The organism is Gemmobacter aquarius (assembly GCF_003060865.1).
Classification (GTDB): domain Bacteria; phylum Pseudomonadota; class Alphaproteobacteria; order Rhodobacterales; family Rhodobacteraceae; genus Paragemmobacter; species Paragemmobacter aquarius.
The window spans coordinates 252,975-277,166 of record NZ_CP028919.1 but is presented as its reverse complement, the minus strand read 5'-3'; the positions used below and the strand labels follow the sequence as shown (position 1 = coordinate 277,166).

At 59.7% G+C, this 24,192-nt stretch carries 20 protein-coding genes and 4 pseudogenes; 7 read left to right on the top strand and 17 right to left on the bottom strand.

Annotated elements, in window-relative coordinates; translation table 11 throughout:
• Nucleotides 1-28: 28 nt before the first annotated feature.
• Nucleotides 29-412 carry a DUF6481 family protein gene (locus tag HYN69_RS19170; protein ID WP_108437505.1) on the top strand — a complete coding sequence of 128 codons (384 nt, stop codon included), beginning with the start codon at nt 29-31 and terminating at the stop codon, nt 410-412.
• Between the two features lie 194 nt (nt 413-606).
• Here the strand turns inward: HYN69_RS19170 and speB are convergent, their stop codons facing one another.
• The 8 genes and pseudogenes from speB to HYN69_RS19120 form a co-directional block, all read right to left on the bottom strand.
• Nucleotides 607-1,536 carry an agmatinase gene (gene speB / locus HYN69_RS19165; RefSeq protein ID WP_108437504.1) on the bottom strand — a complete coding sequence of 310 codons (930 nt, stop codon included), beginning with the start codon at nt 1,534-1,536 and terminating at the stop codon, nt 607-609.
• Nucleotides 1,536-2,501, bottom strand: coding sequence for a sugar phosphate isomerase/epimerase family protein (locus HYN69_RS19160; RefSeq protein ID WP_108437503.1), 966 nt, complete (start codon nt 2,499-2,501; stop codon nt 1,536-1,538). The genes speB and HYN69_RS19160 overlap by 1 nt, the downstream gene beginning before the upstream one ends.
• Nucleotides 2,502-2,769: 268 nt before the next feature.
• A pseudogene (locus tag HYN69_RS19155) lies at nt 2,770-3,011 on the bottom strand (IS21 family transposase); the annotation flags it as partial.
• Between the two features lie 38 nt (nt 3,012-3,049).
• Nucleotides 3,050-3,115: pseudogene (locus HYN69_RS21995) on the bottom strand (hypothetical protein); the annotation flags it as partial.
• Between the two features lie 417 nt (nt 3,116-3,532).
• Nucleotides 3,533-4,234: an RES family NAD+ phosphorylase gene (locus tag HYN69_RS19140; RefSeq protein WP_108437501.1), complete on the bottom strand. Its 702-nt coding sequence runs from the start codon at nt 4,232-4,234 to the stop codon at nt 3,533-3,535.
• Nucleotides 4,231-4,632 (bottom strand): MbcA/ParS/Xre antitoxin family protein, encoded by a 402-nt coding sequence (locus HYN69_RS19135; RefSeq protein ID WP_174213674.1) that lies wholly within the window; start codon nt 4,630-4,632, stop codon nt 4,231-4,233. Before HYN69_RS19135 ends, HYN69_RS19140 begins: the two co-directional genes overlap by 4 nt.
• A 511-nt stretch (nt 4,633-5,143) precedes the next feature.
• The gene (locus HYN69_RS19125; protein WP_108437500.1) at nt 5,144-6,460 is read right to left on the bottom strand and encodes an acetamidase/formamidase family protein; all 1,317 of its coding nucleotides are present in this window, start codon (nt 6,458-6,460) and stop codon (nt 5,144-5,146) included.
• 123 nt (nt 6,461-6,583) lie between these two features.
• Nucleotides 6,584-6,793: pseudogene (locus tag HYN69_RS19120) on the bottom strand (acetamidase/formamidase family protein); the annotation flags it as partial.
• 189 nt (nt 6,794-6,982) lie between these two features.
• Between HYN69_RS19120 and HYN69_RS19115 the strand changes: the two are divergent.
• From HYN69_RS19115 to HYN69_RS19105, 3 genes are read left to right on the top strand one after another with little or no spacing between them, the layout of a single operon-like run.
• On the top strand, nt 6,983-7,342 hold the full coding sequence (locus HYN69_RS19115) for a hypothetical protein (RefSeq protein WP_159082578.1): 360 nt from the start codon (nt 6,983-6,985) through the stop codon (nt 7,340-7,342).
• Nucleotides 7,343-7,397: 55 nt separating this feature from the next.
• Entirely contained in the window at nt 7,398-8,126 is a 729-nt protein-coding gene (locus HYN69_RS19110; RefSeq protein WP_108437498.1) for a HupE/UreJ family protein, read from the top strand.
• A 14-nt stretch (nt 8,127-8,140) separates the two neighbouring features.
• Nucleotides 8,141-9,013: a hypothetical protein gene (locus tag HYN69_RS19105; protein WP_108437497.1), complete on the top strand. Its 873-nt coding sequence runs from the start codon at nt 8,141-8,143 to the stop codon at nt 9,011-9,013.
• 202 nt (nt 9,014-9,215) lie between these two features.
• Here HYN69_RS19105 and HYN69_RS20755 read toward each other — a convergent pair whose 3' ends face one another.
• Entirely contained in the window at nt 9,216-9,878 is a 663-nt protein-coding gene (locus HYN69_RS20755; RefSeq protein ID WP_159082577.1) for a hypothetical protein, read from the bottom strand.
• 272 nt (nt 9,879-10,150) lie between these two features.
• Here HYN69_RS20755 and HYN69_RS19100 point away from each other — a divergent pair, with 272 nt between their 5' ends.
• From HYN69_RS19100 to HYN69_RS19090, 3 genes and pseudogenes are all read left to right on the top strand, one after another.
• Nucleotides 10,151-10,792, top strand: a complete 642-nt coding sequence (locus HYN69_RS19100) for a bactofilin family protein (RefSeq protein ID WP_108437496.1) — start codon at nt 10,151-10,153, stop codon at nt 10,790-10,792.
• A gap of 52 nt (nt 10,793-10,844) precedes the next feature.
• Nucleotides 10,845-11,882, top strand: a complete 1,038-nt coding sequence (locus HYN69_RS19095; protein WP_108437495.1) for a rod shape-determining protein — start codon at nt 10,845-10,847, stop codon at nt 11,880-11,882.
• A 476-nt stretch (nt 11,883-12,358) separates the two neighbouring features.
• Nucleotides 12,359-12,762 (top strand): annotated as a pseudogene (locus tag HYN69_RS19090) (transposase); the annotation flags it as partial.
• Between the two features lie 116 nt (nt 12,763-12,878).
• Here the strand turns inward: HYN69_RS19090 and HYN69_RS19085 are convergent.
• From HYN69_RS19085 to HYN69_RS19050, 8 genes are all read right to left on the bottom strand, one after another.
• Nucleotides 12,879-13,352: a hypothetical protein gene (locus tag HYN69_RS19085; RefSeq protein ID WP_108437494.1), complete on the bottom strand. Its 474-nt coding sequence runs from the start codon at nt 13,350-13,352 to the stop codon at nt 12,879-12,881.
• Between the two features lie 62 nt (nt 13,353-13,414).
• Entirely contained in the window at nt 13,415-15,673 is a 2,259-nt protein-coding gene (locus tag HYN69_RS19080) for an Erv1/Alr family FAD-linked sulfhydryl oxidase (RefSeq protein WP_159082576.1), read from the bottom strand.
• 46 nt (nt 15,674-15,719) lie between these two features.
• Nucleotides 15,720-16,598 (bottom strand): sugar phosphate nucleotidyltransferase, encoded by an 879-nt coding sequence (locus tag HYN69_RS19075; protein WP_216824700.1) that lies wholly within the window; start codon nt 16,596-16,598, stop codon nt 15,720-15,722.
• 31 nt (nt 16,599-16,629) lie between these two features.
• Nucleotides 16,630-17,196: a DJ-1/PfpI family protein gene (locus HYN69_RS19070; protein ID WP_108437491.1), complete on the bottom strand. Its 567-nt coding sequence runs from the start codon at nt 17,194-17,196 to the stop codon at nt 16,630-16,632.
• A 78-nt stretch (nt 17,197-17,274) separates the two neighbouring features.
• The gene (locus HYN69_RS19065) at nt 17,275-19,410 is read right to left on the bottom strand and encodes an AGE family epimerase/isomerase (RefSeq protein ID WP_108437490.1); all 2,136 of its coding nucleotides are present in this window, start codon (nt 19,408-19,410) and stop codon (nt 17,275-17,277) included.
• A gap of 29 nt (nt 19,411-19,439) precedes the next feature.
• Entirely contained in the window at nt 19,440-21,563 is a 2,124-nt protein-coding gene (gene glgX / locus HYN69_RS19060) for a glycogen debranching protein GlgX (protein WP_108437489.1), read from the bottom strand.
• Nucleotides 21,560-23,269 carry a thiamine pyrophosphate-binding protein gene (locus HYN69_RS19055; protein ID WP_108437488.1) on the bottom strand — a complete coding sequence of 570 codons (1,710 nt, stop codon included), beginning with the start codon at nt 23,267-23,269 and terminating at the stop codon, nt 21,560-21,562. Before HYN69_RS19055 ends, glgX begins: the two co-directional genes overlap by 4 nt.
• Before the next feature lie 41 nt (nt 23,270-23,310).
• Entirely contained in the window at nt 23,311-24,141 is an 831-nt protein-coding gene (locus HYN69_RS19050) for a type 1 glutamine amidotransferase domain-containing protein (protein WP_108437487.1), read from the bottom strand.
• Between the last annotated feature and the right edge of the window lie 51 nt (nt 24,142-24,192).

Genomic DNA, 24,192 nt, shown 5'->3' with positions numbered 1-24,192 from the left:
TTTCATATCCGAGGAAACGACAATAAAAATGGCCAAACTCAAAGAATACTCCAATCCCCAAAGCGACGCGAACAAAGCCAAGGCCGCCCTTCTGGAAAAATTCCGGACGGCGTCGGCTGCGACCGATCTGTCGGCAAAGCTGGCTGCCCATGCCGAGGTGGCGCGAGCCCGCGACCTCCGCCACGCAGCACGTGACGCAGAGAAACTCGCAGAGCGGCAGCGTGTGGCTGACGAAGCGGCCGCTGTTATTGCCGAAGAAATGCGTCGACAGGCTGCGGAAGCCGCAGAAATCGAAGCAAGCCAGTCTGCTCAGGACAGACGGATCGCGCTTGTCCTGTCCGATGAAGCCGCACGCCAAACCGCGCGGAACCTTCGTTACGCAAAGCGCAAGGCAACGCAGCTCGTTGCCTGATCCCGCCCACCGGGCAGGCGCGCGGATAAACAACATCCCGGCTGCGCGAACTGCCAATCCGGGTCAAAGAACAGGTCGCAGCCCGCTGCCCCGAGCCGGGCGGCGTTTCTGTCTGACGACCCGTCTCTGGTTCCGTGGAAGCCATGGGTTTTCGCCTTCTTTCCTACCGGGTCGCCGGCAGCCCATGGCCAAGGTCAATTGGCCAGATTGCAGAGGATTTCGAACATGATGGTAGCTCCGACAAGGGCTGTATTTCCGCTCGGATCATAGGGCGGTGCGACTTCGACAACATCTGCGCCGATCAGGTTCAGCCCTTTCAGGCCGCGCACCATCTGCTGCGCCTCGAACACGGTATAACCTCCGACTTCGGGGGTGCCGGTTCCGGGTGTATACGCCGGATCGATGCCGTCGACATCAAAGGTAAGATAGGTAGCGTGCTCGCCGACAATACGTCGGGCCTCGGCAATCACGCCCGGAATGCCCATGCGGTAGACGTCTTCGACGTAAAGCGTCGTCACGCCGGCGTTCTCGGCAAAGTCATTGCCGTCCGGCGCATAGCGCGTGCCGCGAACGCCGATCTGCACGCAGCGTTTGGCATCGACCAGCCCCTCTTCGATCGCGCGTCGCAGCCAAGTCCCGTGGGTGAATTTATGGCCCCCGAAATAGGAATCGTTGGTGTCCGAATGCGCGTCGAACTGGATCAACCCAACTGGCCCGTCCTTGGCCAAAGCCCGAAGAATGGGCAGCGAGACAAGATGATCACCACCCGCCGTCAAAGGTTTGACCCCGGCGGCGCGGAAGCTTTCATAAAAGCCGGTGATCATCGCCAGGCTTTCAGTGATGTCGATGGGATTCATCGGACAATCCCCGTAATCCGCCACCCTGTGCGTGGTATAGGGCGAGGTCTTGGTCACATGATGGAAGGGCCGGATGAACATGCTCATGGCGCGCATCTCGCGTGGGCCATGGCGGGTGCCGGACCGGTTGGTCGTGCCGCCATCGTAGGGTAGACCGATCAGCGCAATATCGGTATCCGCCGGATTTGACAGCATAGGCAGGCGAAAGAAACTGACAGGGCCGGCATAACGCGGCGTCGTGGACGAAGAGGCGGGCCAATAGGTCATCAAAGAGCCTTTCGAGCTTGCGTGCTGATGTCCGCAAGGATCTTGCGGACATAAATGATCTGGGCTTCCGCCTCGGCCCTTTCGCGGGCAAGGCGCGATTGCAAATCCTCACCAAGGGTAACCTCGGTGGTGGACGCATCCCGCGACGGGATGATCGGGTCGGGCGGGTCGGTGGGAAAGCGGTAGGCTGGCGCAAACATCTCGTTCTCTTCCTCACACCCGAAAGCGCGCACCTGCGGCTGATCGCCCAGCAGCAGAAGCCGGGTCAGAAGGCCGCGGAAATCGATGTCGCCTTCGCCTGAACGACAGGCGCGATGGGCAAAACCACCGCGATCCGGCAGGATGTTTGCATCCTTGATGTGAACATCGGTCACATAGGGTGCCATTATTGCCAAAGCCGCCTCGGGTGTTTCATTTGCGTTGATCATATTGGCAAAATCGAACAGCAAGGTCAGGCGGGGGTGCCGCACCGCCTGAAGAATATGGACCAGCTCATGGGACTTCAGGTCTTCGTGCTGCTCTAGCAGGAAATCCAACTGGCCATCAGGGTCAAGCTGCGGCAAAAGCCGCAGGTCGCGAATGGTCTGCGCGATGATTTGCGACACCGGCCCGGCATAGCGCGGATAGCAGCGCACCGAGGTCGCCCCGGTTTCGCGCGCCACCCTGATCGCGGCCCGCAGTGTCGCCTCGTCCGTGGCAGAGGTTTCGATATGGACTTCAAGGCCAAGCGACTGCGCCAAGCGGCCAAAGGCGGCGCGCGTTTCGGGCGCATGCAGCAAAGACCGCTCTTCCCCGTCCTCGACATGGATCTTGACGCCTGCCATCCCGTGCCGATGGGCAAATCCCAGCAGATCGCTCGGCACTGCCGCGCCAAACCGAAAATTCAGATGCCAGGAATAGGCATGCGCAAAGAGTCGAATGTCTGCGATACGCGCGATCAGTCGCGCGGCGTCGTGGCTGGTCAAGGTGAACCTCCGATCGATGCGTTATCCATCGTGTGGCCGTCGACCAAATGCAAGAAGGCTGCGTTCGCCGCCGGTCTCGGGCGCCGACATTTGCAAAGCCTGATGGCGAGCTTGTCCGGAACGGTTGGGCCCAGAAATCCGCGTAAAGCAACGACCGCATCGCCGCACGGCTGTTCAGCGCCGAGAGTGTTATTTCGGCCCCAAGGGATGAAAGCGGGCCATCGCATCCCGTCAGTTCATCCGGCCATCCCGTCGGACTTTGCACTTAGGCACGGACGAGGAACATTCGGCTGTGGCAAAGCCGGACATGCGCCACCTTCACCGTCACGGTGACGCCGTCGATCAACACCACCTCGTGGTTCCAGTCGGATTGATAGGCCTCCCCCGGCGCGAAGGTCAGCGGCACGAAGGGGCTGCCGCGCCCGATCCCTGCGCCTGCTTCCAGGTCGCGGCATAGCGCCTGACCGCATCGTAGCCCCCGCCATGACCAAGCCCCCGAAGGTCTTCGTATCGGGATGTTTGGTCCGGACCTGATCGAGCTTGCCCCAGATCAAGCGGTGATCGTTGAAGCCGGTCCCACCGGTGAGGGCGACCTTGGGGCCTGCGGGGAGCATCACTTCGGTCTCCGCGCGCCGCTTGGCGGCCAAGAAATCGCGGCTGTCGATCAGCGCTGCTATCATGTGCTGGCGGTTCACCATCGAGCCGGTGCGGGGGCGCCAGGTGAAGCCCGTGTTTGAACGACCTCGGTCGCGGCGTGATCGCGCATCATGTCCATGCAGTTGATGTCCAAGTGGATCGACGGGAACAAGTGAGTACTATCAGTCGTCAGCTTGCTCGATATCGTGAATACCCGCAGGGAATTCATTCCGCCGACGAAAAGCGGCACGCAACGCCTCAGTCGGTGAAGCCGGGGAATCCAAAGCCTCAAAGACCGCCTGATAGTCGCATGGCCTCAGTTCGTCACGTCGGGGCTGTTGTCGCCAGGCGCTTTCATTTCTCAACACCTCCAATGGCGCATGAAATCTGACTGGTCAGCCGACAGCAGTAATCGAGTAGTGCGGCGTCCCATCCCAAACAAGATCCCATGACGCGCCCGGACGGACGTTCTGGATCGCATGTGGCGCGAAGCAGACCAGACAATTTCCGCCAGGTGCAGGCGCCCGGACCGAAGGGTAGATCAGACCACGGGACCCGGCTCGCCGCAGACGTTGCGCCAAGCTTTGCCCCTCGGGATATCCAACGGCCGGATCGGAATGCAGTGCGGGATGTTCCGGCTCATCGGTCAGATCATCGAAGATCCCGATGAAATCCGCCAGCAGTTCCACATAGCGCGCGCTGTCATGGAAGCTGCCGGTAAAGCCAAGTTCACGTGTGCGGTGCCAGGCCACTTCGCTGACAGAAACCATCACATCCCATGCGCAATACCAGGCGCCGCGCTCCTCGGTGTTGAAGCGGTTTCCGCTGGCGCGGGTGTAGGTGAAGCCGGCGTTAACATGACTGTCGCCATAGATGCGCAGATCGCGGCTGCGGCGCTGCCAGGCAAGCTCGCGAGGGTCCAGATGCGGGTTGCGCCCGCGTTCGGCCAGGAGACGGCCACTCGTCAGCCCCTCAACCTCTGCCAAGATCGCCATCTCGTCATCGCTATCGACGAGACCGCGCAGCGATGGCGGTTTGTGGTAGGTGGCGGGCAGGAGACGAACGAGACCGCGATCGGAAACCTCGGTCTGCTTCATGCCCCACCACGCAGGGCATCTAGATAGGTCCGCACCGCGAGAATCTGCGGCAAGCCCCCGTCGATGGCGGTGTCGACTGGACGGCTGCCCCCAAACAGCGGCCCCCTATTCGGTCGGGTGAACCAGCTTCTTGCCAGAGGCTCCGAGAAGTAGAGTTCGAGCGATTTGTAGATTCCAATTACAGCGCTGAGTCGCAGCAGTTGGTCTTTGGTAAGCTCCCCCGCGAAATCCGGCTTCTTGGCGCGCTTCCAGGTGCTCTCCGACATGTCGGCAAGGCCAGCCGCTTCCTTGAGGCTGAGACGCCAGGCATCAGCCACGCGAGCATAGGCTTTCAGCGCGACAGCGTTGATCTGTGCGGGTGTCCGGATTTTCTCTGCGACTTGCATATCGTCCTCCACTGCCCGCAGCATAGTTCATATGGTCCTATTGTAAAGATCAAATGAACTGCGTGCGCTCTCACCCGAACCGCCGCCCGGCTTCCGTGAACGTATACTCGTTCACGATGATCCTCTCCTCGATGGCCTCGTCCGAGGCCAGTTGGTCGTATTCGGCCTCAAGCTGGCGGTAGTGCCAGCGGGCCAGATCGCCCCGATGGAGGGGGTCCCTTTGGGACGCCGATCTGCTGGCGCGGTTGCAAACCGGCGATGCCGATGCCGCGCCGTTCGATCGCCCTCGCCTATAACCGGTAATCCCCCCGTTCCTAACCCCCGTTCTTAACCCCCGTTCTTAACCACTGCATCGATAGAACTCAGGCAGCCATTATCCGGATTCCGCACAGCTGTGATGCCGCCGATGCCCAGGCGATCGGTTCCGTTCACGACCAGCTCTCCTGCTTGACGTTGCGATGTCGGTCCGTGCGCCTCGCTCCACCCGAGGCGCACGCACTTTCGGCCTGACGCGGCCCCTGCTTCAAAGATTATACTGCTCGCGCGCATAATCCCCGAGGCCCACCGCATCCAGCCGTGCCAGCGGCGCAAGGAACGTCACCTGAATCACTCCCGGCGCGCGTCCGATCTCGATCGCGCCGTTCACCGTGGCGCGGTTTCGCACCTCGGCCACGGTCATGCCCAGCAGCTTTGCAGCGCGGGTTAGACCGTTCTCGATGGCAAGGTTCAGGTTCGCAGCTGTACCGATCACGCTGACCGGAGCCAGCGCCTCGATCTCCGCCACGCCCCACTTGGCCGCCAGCCGCTGCCCCTTGGCCTTTTCGGCCGCCGAGAACGGACGCGCCATGGGCGGCAGGTCCTCTTCCAGCGGGAACAGCACGGGGCCGTCGATGGGGTAATTCTTCACCACCTCGATCTGCAAGGTCACGCTGCCCGCCACGTCCATCGTGTGGCCGGCAATCTCGCCATCGCCCTGCCCGGCGTGCATGTCGCCCATATAGACACCCGCGCCGCGCACCTTGACGGGACAGACGATGATCGCCCCCGCCCGCACGGCGTCGATGTCCATGTGACCATCTGTCTTGTGCTGCACCAACTGCTCGGCGGTGATCGCATAGTCATGCGGAGCGCCGACAAGGAAAGCTCCGAAATCGCCCGCATTGTGGCTGTCGGGCATCGCCATCGACGGGCAGGTGCCAAGCTGCCCCATAAAGGGACGCATGCGTACCAGCGTTCCGGGCATATCCGACGGCGCAAAGGTCAGGATCGAATGCTGGCGGCTCTGGTCAGGCAATGCTGCGTAATGGTTGGCATCCCGCGCGATGGTTTCCGCCGCGGCCTTCGGCAGGGTCAACCCGACCGAGCGTGTCTCGTCGAAGGTCACGGTGTACCCGTGCACGATTGCAAAGGGCGTCACCGCATTTCCGCAGGCGTTGCACTTCACGGCATCCTGCCCGATCCCCTCGACATGGGTTTCCGGCCAGACCGTATCGCAGACCGGGCAGCGCGCCGCGACATAGGGGTCGCCAAGACAAAACCCTTCCGGCGAGCTGTCATGCCCCGAAGCCGTGGCAATCGAGGTCACGGTGATGTCGCGGATGCGGATCGCCACGGCATCTCCTACCTCGGCCCCCTCGACAAAGACCGGACGCGTCACCTCATGTCCGCCCCGCAACGAAGGGGTGATCATCGGCCCCCAGCACCCCGGCGCCGTATTGGCAATGATCGTCCCGCCATTCTCGACCGGCCCCAGCATGGGCGCATCGGGATCGAGCACACTGTTGGTAAATTGCGAAACCACGACGCTGCGGCTCGACGGCGTGTTGCTGCCATCCGGCATGATAACCCCCTGTAGATTTGTGCATTGTGATGAAAGGTTAGCACGCCTCCGCAGTCGTACAAGGGCATGCACAGGCAAGCGGCGGTCATTGCGGGGCTACCGCAATGACCGCCTGCGTGAAGATCACAACCCGATGATCTTTTTGGCTATTCCGGTCCCGATCGTGTATTTCGGGTCCACCATGTTGCCGAGACGCGCCTTGCCCGCCATCATAAGCAGCATATAGGCCTCTTCCTGACCCATACCCGTCTCCTGATCGATCCAGCGCACCAATTCGCGATAGGCAATACGCGCAGCATCTTCCAGCGGCCTTGCGCTTCCGATCGTCATGATGCTCGTCTAAGTCATCCAGCGGTGCTGGCCTATTCCGACTTTCTTGTTTTCTGAGGCTCGCCGGAAACGGTCGACGGATCGGAGATAGCTCGGCATCTGTGCAGTTTTCCACCCGAGCCGGTTGATCGCTGCGGCAGGGTGCCTATATCCGGCAGGAACCTGACACAGCAGAACAAGACAGGGCGGGCAGTGGCGGTATCGGTGCAGACGTGGCGGATGCAAGGCTGGGTACGCGCCTGCGCCATGCTGGCACTCGTGGTTGCGCTTTTACTTTCCCCCGTGACCAACAGCTTCACACATGGCCCCGCAGCCCACCCGGAAGCGGCTGCAAGTGTCACGCAAGATCTCTCCCATGGCCACGGTCACGACGCAGACACCCCCACGGGCCACCACGACAGCACCGACCATGACCATCCCTCCGTCGCGCTGATCCCGCCGCAGCCTGCAACGGCGCTGCCGCCCCTGCCCGACCTTCCCCGCCCCGCCCCGCAGCTTTCCGACGGGCGCGAGAGGGGCAACCTGTTGCGACCGCCACGCGCAGCGGCCTGACCATCCGGCCCCGCGCGGGCCGATCGCCAGTCAGTCGCAACAACAGGACATTTCCATGCAAACCCCTCCGCACCTGCGGTGGCCTGGCACGATCCCGCACCTTCGGGCGCTGATCCTGCTGGCCCTGTTCGCCCTTTCCCTGCTCTGGGCCGAAGCCGCCCTTGCCCATGCCGTCACCCTTGGCGACAAGGGCTATATCCAGGAAATCACCGGCCCGCAGATCATCCCCTTCCTCTATCTCGGGGCCAAGCACATGGTGACGGGATACGACCACATCCTCTTTCTGTTCGGCGTGATCTTCTTTCTTTACGGGATGAAAGAGATCGGGCTTTACGTCACCCTCTTCGCCATCGGCCATTCGGTGACGATGCTGGCGGGCGTCTGGTTCAACTTCGGCATCAACGCCTATATCATCGACGCCATCATCGGCTTTTCCGTGGTCTACAAGGCGCTCGACAACCTCGGCGCATTCAAGACGTGGTTCGGGGTGCAACCCGATACACGCACCGCGACGCTGGTCTTCGGACTGCTGCACGGCTTCGGCCTCGCCTCGAAGATCATCGAATACAACATCTCGCCCGACGGGCTTTTGACCAACCTCATCGCCTTCAACGTGGGTGTCGAGCTCGGGCAGTTGACGGCGCTTGCCGCCATTCTTGTGGTGATGCGCCGCTGGCGCGCCCAGCCCGCCTTTGGCCGTCAGGCCTATACCGCCAACGTCATCATGATGGGTCTCGGCTTTTACCTGATGGGCTTGCAGCTCGTCGGTCTGGCGCTGGCCTGAACGGAGTACATGAAATGGACAAGTTCGATATCAACCGCGCCCCGCAAAGCCCCCGCGCGACACGCGGCGCACCCGCTGGCCAGACCATCGACACCACGGGCCATATACGCGGCGTCACCGCTACATCCGGCGGTCTCGTCCGATCCACCCTTCTGTCCGGTGGTGCTGCCCTTGCCATTCTGGCGGTGGTCTACCTGCCCTCGGAATACGGCATCGACCCGACAGGTCTCGGCGCTGTTCTGGGCCTGACCGAGATGGGCCAGATCAAGCAGCAACTCTATGCCGAGGCAGAAGCAGATGCCGCAGCCCCGCAGGTGGCCACGCTCGATCCCGACACGATGGCACGGCTCGACAGGATCGAAGCGCAGCTTGCCAACATCGGCGCAGTGATCGGTGCGCCGGTCGTAGCAATGCCGATGCCCGCGCCTCTGGCCACCGGGCCGGAACCTGAACCGGGGCCAGCGACCAACGCAGTTACGGGGCCTGCATCCGAACCTGTGGCGGAAACCCCTGCTGAACCGGCAGCCGAACCCTCCGGTCCCGCCGTCCAAGCCGCCATCGCCGAAGCGCCCGCCGATTGGCGCGACGAAGTCAGCTACACACTCGCTCCCGGCGAAGGGATCGAGGTAAAGCTCGTCATGCAGAAGGGCCAGACCGCCCGCTTCGAATGGAACGCAGGCGGATCGGTCGTCAACTACGACACCCACGGCGACGGCAGCGGCCAGAAGATCAGCTACGAAACCGGCCGCGCCGTGCCCGACCAGACCGGCGAACTGACTGCCGCCTTCACCGGCAACCACGGCTGGTTCTGGCGCAATCGCACCGAAGTGCCCGTCACCGTCACTCTAAAGACCGCGGGCGACTATGCCGAGATGAAACTGCCGTAAAACGCCAAACGCCTGACGGTCCGGCCCGGACCGTCAGACTAAACGCGGCGTCGCAGAAAGCACACAAAAAGCAGGTTCGGCAAGACGAGTGACCCATCCGCAGATCAGCGGTGTGAATAGAATCCCCCGGCAGGTCAGTTACATTTTGCGGGGTTCAGATCACTCCTAAAACCCGTCTTCGACAAAATAGGCCGCACCCCGTTCATTCAGACTTTAGCTTGTCGAACTTCCGAAGAACCGCATCTTTTATCAAACTGATTCGCTGCACGCTTAGTGCTGCACCAGATGTATCCTCAGCGCTCAATATTGCGCCTTCTGTCTGTAAAGCAGAAGTGCTTGTGCCCATAGCTATGGGTCCAGACTTTCCTACCGCGTTGACCGATCCGTAGTCATGAGCTGCCAGAGGCTGGCTTTGCGTTCCGGTTTCGTGAATACGCGAATTAAAAACAGGTCGGCGTTGCCGACGCGAACGGATCGGCATATCGAAATGAACTCGTGCTGTTCGCAAAAGCTCTTCGACACCTATTTCGCGCCATCCAGTCTGGCCAGATGTCGAGCACCAAACAGTCAGCAAAATACGGTAAGTACCATCCACCGATTTTTCGAGAGGAAGTTCGCCGACATACCAAGCGCGGCACTGACGGCCAGAGGTTTCAGCAGCAACGATGCGGTCCGACCACTCCGCAAAGACAACTCCTAAGACACGGGCTGTGTTAGGGTCGTTGCTGTCGGTTACCTTCAACAAGTCGTCTGTCAGTCGTGTCAAAAACACCTCTTGTCCTAATACAAGCTCTGCGATGACTCGGTTTGCGCGCTGTCGGTCGCGGGCGACCGATATTTGGATTTGAGGGATCAGATTTCGCATGGCGCGCGCGCTTTTCCTTAGATGCCTCCCTGTCTTTGCGAAGGCCATTACACGTTGTAATTAATTTGAAGGTCCGAAAATTTCAAATCGAAACTGACCCTTCGAAAGCTGGTAGTACAGGCATACGAAGGATAATTAACATAACTAAAGTGTAAAACTTACTCGAACGACAGAAATTGCGCCGTCTTCAGGTGCGAATCGCACCATTGATGAATTGACACCTTACAAGCCGAAAAGTTACGAGGTAACCCGGCGAAGAGCGGTGAGGCACTATGGGAAGATGGTGGGGTACGAGGCAAGATGGCACGCGGAACGATGGCAGGTCGGAAATTGAAAAACCCATAGATAATAACGAACTGGGCGTCGCTAGTTTGCGCTCCGAAACTTCCAGCGCTGTCGAAGTCGATGAGCTTCATAAACCGGCAGCCGTCAATGAGTCGATCAGTATATCTACGGAGAAAATTACAGTGAATTCCTCAACACGCATGCCAGTCCAGGCCACTACATCGTCCAGCGAACCCACTGTTATTCGTGCCGGCCTGCACCTTGAGGGGAACATTCGCACGGCCAACGATGTACTTCTGGAAGGTTCAGTCAGAGGAGAGGTAAGCGCAAACAGCATTACCATATCAGCTGGAGCCAGCTTGTCTGGCATTGTCTCCGCCACTACGATCGTCGTTGACGGTGTTGTCGAGGGAGTAATCCGCTGCCTCAAATTACAAGTAAACACGACCGGTTCAATCTCTGGCGAAATCCACCACAGTATTCTAGTAGTTGAAGCTGGCGCAATAATCGAGGGTACGGTGTTTCGCTCTGATCGCATGATTGAAGCGATGGCTCCCACATTTGACGAGCGCATCGAGGAAGCACAGATGACTTCATCGCCAGAGGCTTATACAGTCATCAACCCGTAGGGTTAAGTTTTAATTAGTAAATGTATGTGTGACCGAATAAAGGACTAGTCTAATGTTTAGGCTGCGGCGAAATGCAGTAGGAATCGATATAGGTTCATCAAACACCACACTGGTGGCCGGCAACAGGTCGGAAATCTTGTTTGAACCCACTTTCGTCGCTTACGTTGTTAACCGGCGCGGTGCATCCAGGCCTATGGCATTCGGCAATACCGCCAAAGCAATGGATGGAAAGGCTCCACCTTCAATCCGGGTTGTTCGACCGCTCAGGAAAGGAAATATTGCCAGCTTTGAATCTGTCGCGCATCTGGTAATCGATCTTCTTGACAAAGTTAAAAAAAAATCCTTCTTGATGAAATGGCGCAATTTAAGCGTTTTCGCATGTGTGCCAGATGCGGCGACTGACGTTGAGAAGCGGATGATTAAACAGTCCTTGCTTTGCGCTGGTGCGAGCAGGGTCGTTCTTTTGCGTAAGCCGATTGTTGTTGCGATTGGCGCAGGTGTGAACGTTGAAAAACCGATGGGCCAGCTTGTTGTTGATATCGGCGGCGGAACAAGTGAGATTTCTATCATCTCGTTGAGCGATCTAATCGTTTCCCGTTCCTTACGGATAGGTGGGGAGGACATGGATGAAGAAATTGTAAATTATTTAAGAAGAGTTCATTGCATGGTTGTGAGTTTCGCAGTTGCCGAGGCGATCAGAGAAAGGTTGGGCAATGAGTCGAGAGGTGTAGATGTCGTTTCCTCGATCAGGGTCAAAGGGCGTCATTCCGTTTCAGGTATGCCTACCGAGATAACCGTGTTGGAAGAAGGCATAATCGGTGCAATAATGCCGATTATTGATGTTATTGCCGATGCAATTCGTGATACGATTGAACAGGCGCCGCCAGATGTAATGTCAGACGTTATTCAAGCCGGAGGTGTGTTGATCGGGGGAATAGCTCGCATGAATTTCATTGCTTCGTCGTTATCTGAGCGTATTGGAATATCTGTCCATGCTGCTGATGAGCCTGATAGATCCATGGCGCGCGGTCTTAACCAAATTATAGATAATCAGGCATCCTTCAGGCATCTTTTCATTAATGACGACTGAATGATTATACTCTGCTTGGCTATCTTGCACAAATCGGTTGACGGCCAAAGCTTCCCCCTCACCGGGACAAACTTATGCTAAGGCTTCGGTGACCGGGATACCAAGCGCCGTGAAGCAGTTCTGGGCGCAACACAGACCTGAAATTCGGACACCTGACGGCCGAAGTCCTTCGCGATAACGCGCTGACTGCCGCGTTGCCTTTAAATCCGGCACACGGGGCGCGTTGAGCGGCATTTGTTGCCCTTAAACTTGACATCCAGACGCCAGCTCGTCGGAGTTTGATCTGATCCCCGCAAACTAGCCCGGTTGAAGCTGGAGTTTTCCGCTACGCTTTCCTGACTGGTAAACTGGGGACGACCCGCACACCGTCCCTTGAAGGGCGTCACCAGCCCGTCACCCTTAGCGAAGCCGGAAACCTCTGCCTTCGGGCGGCCCAAAGTCGGGGGTCGGATCATAACCCCAAGGATGGCAGCGCTCAGGCCTTCGACCAGCCCGACCGCGCCCATGCCGGCGAGACCTGGCGCAAGGTCGCCGAACAGCTGCGCCCGCGCTGGCCGATCTGATGGACGCCAGCGAGCACGACGTGCTGGCCTACATGTCCTTTCCGCGTCAGCGTCGCACCAAGCTGGACAGCACCAACCCGATCGGGCGCCTGAACAAGGAGGTGAAACGACGGGCAGATGTCGTCGGGATCTTCCCGAACAAGGCGTCCATCCTGCGCCTGATCCGCGCCGTCCTGTTCGACCAGAATGACGAATGGCAGACCTCGGACCGCTACATGATGGTCGAAGCCTTCGCCCAGATCGACAAGGAGGTGATCGACCCCATACTCAGCATAACCACGAAAGCCGCCCGAGGCTTGACCTCAGGCCATCCATGAAATTACACCAGCTTGACGAACGTGACCCGGTTGATTCACTCGTTTTTTAAGTTGAACGCGGGCTCCACTTGCAAAGCCCGCGCCTGTATCCTGTCGCGCAAATCGGCCCGACCGTATCAGTCTAGGTTCAGCACGTGCTGCCAGCTTCCGTCCGCAAGATGCGTCGATACCACCGTGCCGCGCGCTCCGGCATATTTTCCGGTCCCGCCGACGATTGCCCGTTCCAGCGCCGCATCGACCTTTACAGTCGATCCCGCCTGCGGATATTGGCCCAAGCCTTCGATCATCACACGGTCGCCCGACCCGTTACCAAAGGTAAAAACCGCAACCGTCATGCGGTTTTCCAACTCCGACCCGTCCTCGGGCAACCCTGTCGTGGTCATAAGGAAATCCAGAGTAACGGCTTCGCCCTCGGTCGTCGCGCCGCCAAATTCGAAAATGCGCTGGTCGCCGACCGAGGCGCCCTCGACCCCGAGGTCGAGATAGACCGGATCAGGGGTCTTGCCGTGGATGACGGTCACGGTAGACGCTGCGAACGCGGGCGTGAAAGCGGTCGCAAAGAGGGTAGCCAGCAGTGAAAGTCTTTTCATTACAGTCTCCGGTTTTCCATAAAAGCGTGGGGCAGCAAATCCGCCATCGGCGGCAAACGACTTTATCGTTCGACATAATACCCGCTCCGCGCATAGCTTTCTTCCTGCTCGGAAATATGCGGCGGCGGATCGAATTTGGTGCTGTCGAACACATAGGTCTGTCGCAATAGGTCAGCCTCGGTCATTGCCGTTTCGAGACGCGACACACAGTCGGCGGCACGCGCCGTAATAGCGTCTAGTCCGGTTGCCTTTTCGCCGTGCAAGGCCAGCTGGATTTCATCCCGCAGCGTCGCCAGTTCGACCGACGGTTTGATGACCCCGTAAATGGCCGCCAGCCGTCCGACCGGCATTTGCTCGATACCGCTGCTTCGCATCCGCGCGATTTCGGTATCCAATCCGGGCCAGAAACGGGTGGTGTAAAGCGGATGCTCCTCGCGGTGATACCACTCTTCGGTCCGAGCAATCGACGACGAGACCGCATTGTGCAATTTCCAAACGAACAGCGCAAAAGAACCGCTTTTGTCGGCGGAAATCGTTGCCAGCCTGTCGTCGAGCGAGATGTCGAACCAATCGCGGTCCTCGCGTTGGCCCAGCAACAAGAATTCGACCGGATAGAAATTGACCTCGCGGTTGCGGACGACGTAGCGGTTCAGGTGGTAGCGGCAGTAGGGGCACGGATACATTGTGGCAAAGGCCCGGAAAAACGCCTTGAAGCGGTCCACCGCCGCACTCTTGGCTGCACCCGACATATCCTCGACCAGATTGGCAGCCGTATGCAACAAGCACCAGACGGCGGGTCCGATGAAATAGGGAAAGCTGATCCGCATTTCCGCATCGGCAACATCCGTCCGCCCCAGATGCAGGTCGATGAACGACACATACTGGCTCAGATATCCGGTCTCGCGGCCGAACTCTGCGCGTTCTCGGCGCTTTTGCAGGCTGTTGAGGTAATGTTCCGACAAACGCCACGCCTGCCGCAGCGCCAGCTTTACGCGCACCGGACAGGCGGCGAACCCGTCGCGCAGATCGGTTCCGTAACGGTCAAACGCTCCAAGACCTGCGTATCCGGCATGCCATGCGTCAAGCTCCAACTCGGCACATGATGTTTCGGCGTCCAGATCGGCGTCTGTCAGGATCGATACACACAGCAACAATTGCGGCATGAAATCGTCGTACCAGAACGCCACCGGCATGATCGTTCCAGCCGCGCGCGGTTCACCGGCCGCCAGCACGACAGGGCTCCAGCTGTCATGATAGGGTCCGGGCCGCGCACGCCCGCCGCGCGGTGCGACATGGCCGTGTTCCGCATTCAATTCGCCATGCCGCAGGCGGTCCATCTCGTGGCGCGTCAGGCTGTCGGCGCGCACCTCGGTAGGCGAAATCCGATGTGCACGCAGGGCAAGCAGGTATTCCACAGCTTCCGCAAACCTTTCTCGGTGGTCTGCCAAAGCGGCAAGCTCACCTTCCAGCACGGCTTCTGCCGCCAGCATCGCATCGGTCTTGGCGACTTTGTCCCAAGTGGCGATCCGGACGCACAGGCTTTGGTGCTGCGCCTCGACCAGTGCCACCAGCCGATGAAACTCGGCCACCGCGCGGTCGCCTTCGACAAGGCCCAGCGACAGGTAGAACTCGGTCGCGGCGCGCACGAACACCGCGAAGTCAGACACGGTATAGGGCAAATCACGGGCGCGCAGATGGCTCTCGGAATTGGCGGAATAACTTTCACGGAATGTCCGGTAAGCCGCCCCCTGCAGCAAACGGAAAAATCCCGTCTGCATTTGCAGGGGCGAAGTGGCGACATCGCCGAAATGCGCACGCGACACCGGACGCGGTGCCGCGACCGCAGCTTGCGAAAGCGGGGCGGAAACGGCCACTCCATCCGGCTCAGCCGCCGCCTTCTCGGGATAGAATTCAAGAAAATCGTCAAACGTCACGCAGCGGTCGCCATTGGCGTCAAGGTCAGCCAGCATTGCATCCAGCATATCGCCATCATGAAACAGATGCCCCAGCACATCGCGCACCCGCTCGACCGGCAGTTCGGCATCCGTGGCACCAAAATATGCAAAGGCATGCTCCAGCCGCAAAGCAGGCGCGGCCACCACCGGCAGGATGGCATCGATAAACCCCTGCCGGTCAATTGTTGCAACCGGCCCGCACAGGGCCAAAGCCCGCCGCAGGTCGGCCAGCCCCGCCGGTATCCGCCGCTCCGCAAGCACATGCTTTAGCGCGACCGCCGGATCACCCTGCCCCGATGCACCCCGCGCGTCGCACCAGCTTTGCCAAAGCGCGGTAATGTCGTCATAGGTCTTCGGCGCATTCATCTGTCGTCTGTCCTTACGGGGAAAATCATCCGCATCGCCAAAGAGTTCAGCCCGATCCCGACGCGGCAACCGGATAGACGGGCAGCGGTATCGGAGGGTTGTCCCCCGCCAGATCGGCGCGGGCATCGGTCAGGGCAGAAACCGTGCCGACATCGCGCCAATAGGGCGGTTCCTCGACTCCGGGCGTGCTGAAACAATACACCCCGACTTCGCCCCGCTCGACCGCCCTCGGCAGCAAGTCGTTGCCAAAGTCCAGCGGTACCTGACAGGAACCCGTAGCGTCCTGTCCAATCACGTCGCGCAACCATGCCCAGTTGAAAATATAGATGCCCATGCTGATCAGGGCGCGATCGGGATTGCCGAACATCGCTGGCGGATCGTCGGGCTTTTCCAGAAACCGCACCGCATGGCAGGGACCACGCGTCTCGAACACGCCAAAGCTGCGCGCCGCCTCGCGGGCAACCGGCAGGGCTGCGACCGTCACCGGCAATCCGACCGCGCGATGCACGGCAACCATCTCGCGGTAGTCCATCGCGTAGATGTGGTCTGCCGCCAGAACCAGCACCTCGCGCGCGCCTGCGCCATCCAATTCGGCCGCATTGCACGCCACCGCATGCGCGGTGCCCAGATACCCGCCCGATTGCGCAACATCCGCTCCGTCCCGAAACACAAGTCCGCGCGCAAAACCTGCCGCCCAATGCGCACGCAGATGCGCGACCAGCGTGTCGGGTTGCCATTGGGTGCAGACGATCATCGCGTCGATGCCCGATTGGATGGCATTGCCCATCACGAAATCGACGATCCGTCGCCCGCCGGTAAATTCGACGGCAGGCTTGGATTGGCGCGCGGTCAAATCGCCAAGTCGCGACCCCCGTCCCCCCGCCAACAATACCGCGACAAGCCCGTCGGGGCCGGCACCGATCATCCCGGTTTGTGCAAGCAAGCTCACGGTCACATCAGCCTTTGCCTTCGATCATCTGTATCAGCTTCGCTGCCAGAAGATGCGCATGCCCGCCGGTCCGCGCCGTCACCAGATCACCGTCCACAACCACATCCTCGTCCACAAAGGAGGCCCCGTAAGCCAAGGCATCGCCGTGCAGGTTGGGGTGGCAGGTCAGTCGGCGACCCTTGACGATCTCGACAACCGGAGCCGCAAGCCACAGGCTGTGACAAATCATCCCCTTAAGCAGGTTCGGCTTGGCAAAGGCCCGCTTCAACAGGTCTGACGCGGGCGGGATACGGCCAAGATCCTCGGTATAGCGCAGTCGGTCCGAAACCATGCCCGACGGCACGATCAACGCGGCATATTGGTCCAGCGTGGCATCATCGAGCTTTTCAAGGTCGCCACGGCACTCAAAAGGCGCGTGGTATTCGTGCCCCTTAAAAGTGATGGCATCGTTGCCCCAAAGCCGCGTGACGAATTGCGCGTCGTAACCGGCTTCAAGAAAGCGATAGTGATAATACCAGATCTCGTGTTCGTAGAAGTCGCTTTCGATCAGGATGGCGATCTTGGGAGCGGCCATGGGACATACTCTGTTATTGCCGCGCAACGCGGCGGAAATTGAAAAAGGGCGGCACGAAGCCGCCCTTTCAGGAAACCGTCAGTTCAGCGTGATCTCTTCGTCGAATTCCGACGCCTTGATCGCACCCGAAATCGTGTCGTTCGCACCCGAGATCGACACGGCGAAATCCTCGCCCGCTTTCTGCTTGCGGAAGATCAGGTAGCGCAGGCCCTCGGCACAGATGCTTTCCAGCTTGGTCGCATCGATCGCCAGACCCGTCACACCTTGCGACATCGCGCCGGACACGGCTTCGTCGAGATACTTGAGATCAAGCGGTGTCATCTTGCCTGACAGCACGATCTGCCCGATCCCGTCCTTCACCGACAAAAGATCGGCATCGAACCGCACCGAATTCGGCACCAGCCGCACGCGAACGCGGATGTCGCCGTGCCCTGCGGGCAATTTGACCGTAAGCGCCTGCGCGTCAAAATCCTCGTAAGCGTGGCCATCGATCCAGACTTCGTCGATCCGGATCGACCCTTCCGGCAAGATATCCGGCTGGACGCGCAGGATGCCGTCGGCAAACCCACCGGGCTTGGGCCGGAAGTGGAAGTCCATCGGCTCTTTGTGGATCAAGAGGTTGGTGTAGGTCGCCGCCAGATAGCACAACTCGAACGAGTGATAGCCCGCCATCGAGTGGCTGCCTTTGCCGCGCTCGGTGCCCAGCGAATAGGGCTGACCGTTCGCAAGCACGTTGAAATAGATTCCGCCCTCTTCCACGTCGAGGAACCATGCGTTGTAGAACGCCGACCCCTCGCGCGCGTATTTCAGGTATTCCTCTTTGCCCAGCACCCCGTTCAGGATGAGATAGGCCAGAATACCCTGCTCTTGCTGCCACCACGCCTTGCGGTCGTGCCATGCATAGCGGTGGAATTTTTGACCCGGTTCCAACACGCGTTCGACCACGTCATACCAGCCGCCACGCTGGCGGTCGGCGCCATGTTCGGGGATCAGCGCCGCAATCTTCTCGGCCAGGGCGACGTAGGATTCCTTGCCCTTCAGGCTGTTCATCCGCATCAGGTTCCACGCGATCTTCAGGTTATGCCCGACGACCGCACGGTTCTGCTGCCAACCCCAGCTTTGATCCTTGGACCAGTCGTCAAAGAACTTTTCCTGAACGAATGGGCTGTTTTCGTAATCTGGGAAATGTTCGGCGATGGTGTCAAAGGTGTATTCGAGGAAATCGGCATGCGACTTCTCGCCCGTGGCCAGCCACAGGTTGATCAGATACGCCGGCGCGTGGTCGCCAACCGAATTCCAGTTCTTGCGTGCACGGTTGTGGCCCAGCCCTTCGGCATGGGCGTCCAGCGTGATCGGGTCGATGTGGCTGTAATAGCCGCCCGCAGCGCTTTGGTCTTTGTAAAAGCGGTTGAACAGGTTGATCGTGCGGCGAGCGTCATCGTAAATCGCCTTGTCGCCCGTGACACGGTAGGTCTGCACCGGACCGGCAAGCGCATAGATCTGCTCGTAGCAAGGGAGCGCATCGTAATCGTCACCGAATTCCGAGGCGAGCACCTTGTGCTCCTTGCCATCGGCTTTGATGTCGACCGCATGATACCAATAAACGATATCCTCGCCCGCATCCGAAAAGCGCAGATGGTCGCGCAGATACTGCGTGCCCTTCTCTGCGGCTTCCAGATACTCGTCCTTTCCCGTCAGCAGATAGGCCGACGAGAACCCGTAAACCAGACGCGAGATCGTGTCGGTCTCCTGACGCCCGCTTTGCTGGTGTGCACCTGACGACGACAGGTTGGTGCGGTAATTGGCATAGTCGATCGGCCCGTCACCGAATTCGGCATTGATGTAGAACTTGCCAAGCTGGTCGATCTGCTTGATCCACCAGTCGGGGCGTTCAAAATCGTACATCGTCTCCGACCGACCGGCAAACACGATATGCTTAACGTCGAACTGGATCGAACCTTTCGGTCCATCGGGATAGAACACCCCGTAAGCGAACACGAAACGACCGGGAACCAGCATGTCGCGCATGTGGTCGGACGCATTGTTGAACCCTTCGCCAAGGTTGCGGATCACCTCGGCATAGGTATTCGGCGTCATGCCGATGTCATATTCTCGACCGTCGCTGGTTTTCAGCCCGAAGCGGTCGGTGGCAGCATCATAGCGGGTGACATACCCGGCGATGAGGTCCGAAAAGGTAAAATCAAGGGCGTTCATGGCAGCCTTTTGGGTTTGCTGTGGATTGGTCATTTGGAAATGAGGACGACGATGCTGCGACCGTTCACGGTGACGCGATCGGACTGGACAGGGCGTTCCGTGCCGGCATCGGCGATGTCGTCCGGCGAGGGTTTGGACGTGTCGACGGCATGGTGCCACTTGCGACCCTGAACTTCCGGAACAGCAAAGCTCAGCGGCTCCCAATACATGTTCGCCATGACGTGGATGTCAGCGATGCCGTCAAAGTCCGCAACGGTCCACGCAAGGGCGCGGGCATGGGCGTCATCCCAACCGGGCGCATTCAACTCGGTGCCGTGCCAACTGATATCGGCAAGGCCGCGCTCGTTGATCTTGCCGTCGAAGAAGCGGCTGCGATGCACCGCAGGATGCGCCGCGCGGAACGCGATCATGCGCTGCCAGAACCGGAACATGCCGCTGTGCTTTTCGGGCAGCGTCCAGTCGAACCAGCCGATAGGATTGTCCTGACACCAGGCGTTGTTGTTGCCGCCCTGCGACCGGCGCACTTCGTCGCCCATCACGAACATCGGCACACCCTGCGACAGCATCAGCAGGGCCGCAAAGTTGCGGATCTGTTGTTCGCGCAGCGCATCGACCGCCGGATCGTCGGTCGCGCCTTCGACACCGCAGTTCCACGACATGTTGTCGTCTACGCCGTCACGGTTGCCTTCGCCGTTCGCATCGTTGTGCTTGCCGTTGTAGCTGACAAGGTCATTCATCGTGAACCCGTCATGGGCGGTGATGAAGTTGACGCTGTTTACCGGCAGATGGTCGTTTGCCTGATAAAGTTCGGCACTGCCCGACAGACGGTCGGCGACATGGCCGATGATACCTGCCTCGCCACGCACGAAATTCCGCATCGTATCGCGGTAAAGCCCGTTCCATTCCGCCCAGCGAAAGCCCGGAAAATGGCCAACCTGATACAGGCCCGCCGCATCCCACGCCTCGGCGATGACCTTGCTCTTGGCCAGAACCTCGTCCAGTTCGATCTGCCACAACACCGGCGGAAACTGCATCGGCGCTCCGTCCGGCCCGCGCGACAGGACCGAGCCTTCGTCGAAGCGGAAGCCATCGACATGCATATGCTCGACCCAGAACCGCAGGGCCTCGACGATCATCTTCGATCCGACGGGGTGGTTGCAGTTGAACGTGTTTCCGCAGCCCGTGTAGTCGAAATAGAACGCCTGATTTTCGGGAACGAGGTAATAATAATTCAGGTTGTCGAACCCGCGAAAGCTGAAGGTCGGGCCTTGATGGTTGCCTTCGTCGGTGTGGTTGAAGACCACATCGAGGATGACTTCGATCCCCGCCTTGTGCAGGGCTTTGACCATGTCGCGGAATTCATCCAGATGCGACGCCTCGCCCGGCTCTTCGCAATACCCCGGATGGGGCGCGAAATAGGCCATGGTCGAATAGCCCCAAAAGTTGGTCAGCCTGTTGCCGTCATGTTCGCGTGCTTCGGTGTCGTCGAACTGGAACACCGGCAGCAATTCTACAGCCGTAACGCCCAGCGATTTCAGATAGGGGATCTTTTCGATCACCGCGCGAAACGTGCCGGGGCTGGCAACGCCGGAAGTCCCCGAACGGGTAAAGCCCCCGACATGCATCTCGTAGATCACGGTGTCCTGCATCGGACGGTTCAACGGCTGGTCGCCTTGCCAGTCGTAAGCCAGCGGATCGATCACGACCGAACGCATCGCGCTTGCCACGTTGTCACCGGGAACGCAGGCATCGCCACGGTTCCAAAGCTTCATCGAATTGCCATAGGCATAGGGGTCGATCAGCACTTTGTGCGGATCATAGCGCATACCAAGATCGGTCAGATCGGGACCCGCCACGCGATATGCATAGTGTAGCCCCGGTTTCGCACCCACGACAAAGACGTGCCAGAAGTGGAACGATTTATTGGCTTCAGAGGTCATCGGAATAACCTGCATCGGTTCAAGATCGTCTTCCGATGCGAAAAACAGCAGTTCCATCGACAGCGCGTGCTGCGAGAACACCGAAAAGTTCACGCCGTCCGGATAGACGGTAGCACCCAGCGGGTGCGGCTGTCCTGCACGGGTCACAAAGCCGGAAGCATCTGTTCCCTTGCGACGCGACTTGGAGGCGGGTTTTTTGGCAACGATATTCATTGTCCGCATTTCACTCCGATAAGTTCGGGATGGACGTTCGACTCGAGCAAGACGTCGATCACGAAGGGGCCCGGATGGGCGAGGGCGCGTTCGATGGCGGGGATGATCTGGTCGCCGGTCTCGACCTGCGCGCTTTGCACGCCGAACCCGCGCGCGATATGCGCGAAATCGAGCGCCGGCTTTGACAGATCGAAGCTGATCGGAAAGGGGCGGTCGGTGATCCCCCGCTCGGCCCAGTATTGGCTGATATTGGCCTGCAACAGCCGGTAAGACCGGTTGTTACAGATAACAAACTTGATTGGCATGTTGTGCCGCGCCGCACTCCACAGCGATTGCAGCACATACATGCCGCCCCCGTCGCCCGAGATGGCAAAGACGGTCTTGTGCGGTGCCGACGCCTGCAAACCGATACCGCCCGCCAAAGCCGTGCCAAGCGAGCCGCCACGGGTCTGAAAGTATTGTCCGGGAACATCGGGCTGGACGAACGCCGTCAGGGCCGGTGAATTGGTCAGGGCCTCGTCGAAAATGATCGTATCCTGCGGTGCAAGCCGGACCAGTTCCTGCGCGAAATGCCCGAAGTGCAGACCGCCCGGAATTGTCCGGTCGCCAAGGGTCGCATTGGCGCGGGCACTTTCGTTGTCTTGTGTCGACCGCACCTGACCCTGTTTCATCCGCTGTTGCGAAAGCGCCGCGCGGGTCGGCGTCATCCGCTCGGCAAGCGCATCGGCCAAGGCTGCCAAAGCCGTTGCAGGGTCGCCCAACAGCCCCAGATCGACCTGATGGTTCTTGCCGATGGCATTCGCATCGAGATCGATGTGGATGGTCTTGGCACCTTCGGCGTAGATGTCGCCAAGCTCGGGAAAGACTTCGGGCAGCATGTATGTGCCGACAACCAGATTGCAGTCACCGCTTTGCACGATGGGCAAGCTGTGCGACCCGAACATATGTCCTGTCTGACCGCGCCACAGCGGATGGCGCCACGACATGTTAAGATCGCCGCCGTCCACACCCCAGACATACGCGCCCAGTAATTCTGCCACCCGCGTGAGCTGCTCTTGCGCGCGCGACCGCGCGACACCGTCACCGATATAGATCGTCGGCCGCTCTGCCGCGACCAGCATGTCGGCGGCCAGTGCAATCTGGCTTGCCAAAGGGGCAACCCGAGTGTCCGGCACCTGCGTCGGCCGCACCGTTTCGGTGACGATCTCGTCCAGGATATCCTGGGGCAGGCACACATAGACCGGCCCCATGGGCGGCGTCAGCGCAACCTTTATGGCACGGCGCAGGATGCGCAGCAGCGATCCCGGATGGGTTACCATGGTCGCCCACTTGGTAACGGGCCGCGCCATGCTGACCAGATCGGCCGCCATCTGCGCGTCCATCGCCTGATAGCGAATGCCCGCATCTCCACCCAACACCAGAATCGGGCTTTGGCCGCGCATTGCCTGATACATGGCACCGATGGCATTTCCCAAGCCGGGACTGGAATGGATTTGCGCCACAGCCAGCCCGCCGGTCGACCGCGCATAGGCATCTGCCGCATATACGGCGATGCTTTCCTGCAAGGTCAAAACGTAATTCAACGCCGGCCTGTCGCCCAAAGCGTCGAGCAAACCCTGCTCGACGGTTCCGGGATTACCGAAAATCTTTGTCACACCGTCGGCCAATAACTGGTCGAGCACGGCATAATGTCCGGTCCGGGTCATCTAAAATTCTCTTCCTGATAAATGATCCAGCACGCCGCGCCTCACCAACCCGACCGCTTCATGCCTTTTGAAAGGACATCGACAAACCGGTCGCCAAATTCATGCGAGCATTGCAGCGAGCGGGCCGTAATGAACGGGTAATCCACAATGACCGAGGTGCCTTTCCCGAAATTACCGTGGTACTGACCATGTGCACCCACTGCGTCTGCCAGCAGGTATTCAAGGCAATACGGCGGCGGTCCCATATTCAGGTCTGTGCCCATAAAGCCGGTGCCGTCATGATAATCATACTCGATGCAATGGCCGGTCACATGCTTGCCGAGCAGCAGCGATTTGCGCTCGTTGAAATCGCGCGCGAAAACAAGCGTGGCAACGCCGTAGCAAATTGCGCCGATCGGTTTGTCTGCCGCGTGAAAGCCCAACACCAGATCGTGCAAGCGCTGGTTATTCACCATGTCGATGATCGGCCCCGACCCGCCCACCAGCAGGATCGCATCATATGTCTCGATCGCCGCAGCCTGTGCCGCCTTGCGAGCCTCGTAATAGGCTTCCAGTTCGCGCAGGAAATCAGGACGCGATACATAGGGGCGTTCGGGGAACATCTGCGACAGGTTCAGCGTGGCGTCCAATGCGCCGCTTGCTTCAAACGCATCCACCAGCGCCTTGTCGGTCGGGGTGGTCACGCAAACGCCCAGCGGAGGGTCAATATAGGTCGTGTCGCGGCTCGGCGGCAGGCAAGGCGACCGTTTCCCCTTGGGAGTCACGAAATCGAACGTGTATCCCGCCGCTTCCAGCTTACGCAGCGGACCGACAAGCTCGATGCCCCAGTAACCATATTCGGACATTACCGCGAGAATGCGCTTCGTACTCATTTTGCTCCTGTGCCGTCTGACGGCGAGTTTGTATTACGACGGACCGAAAAC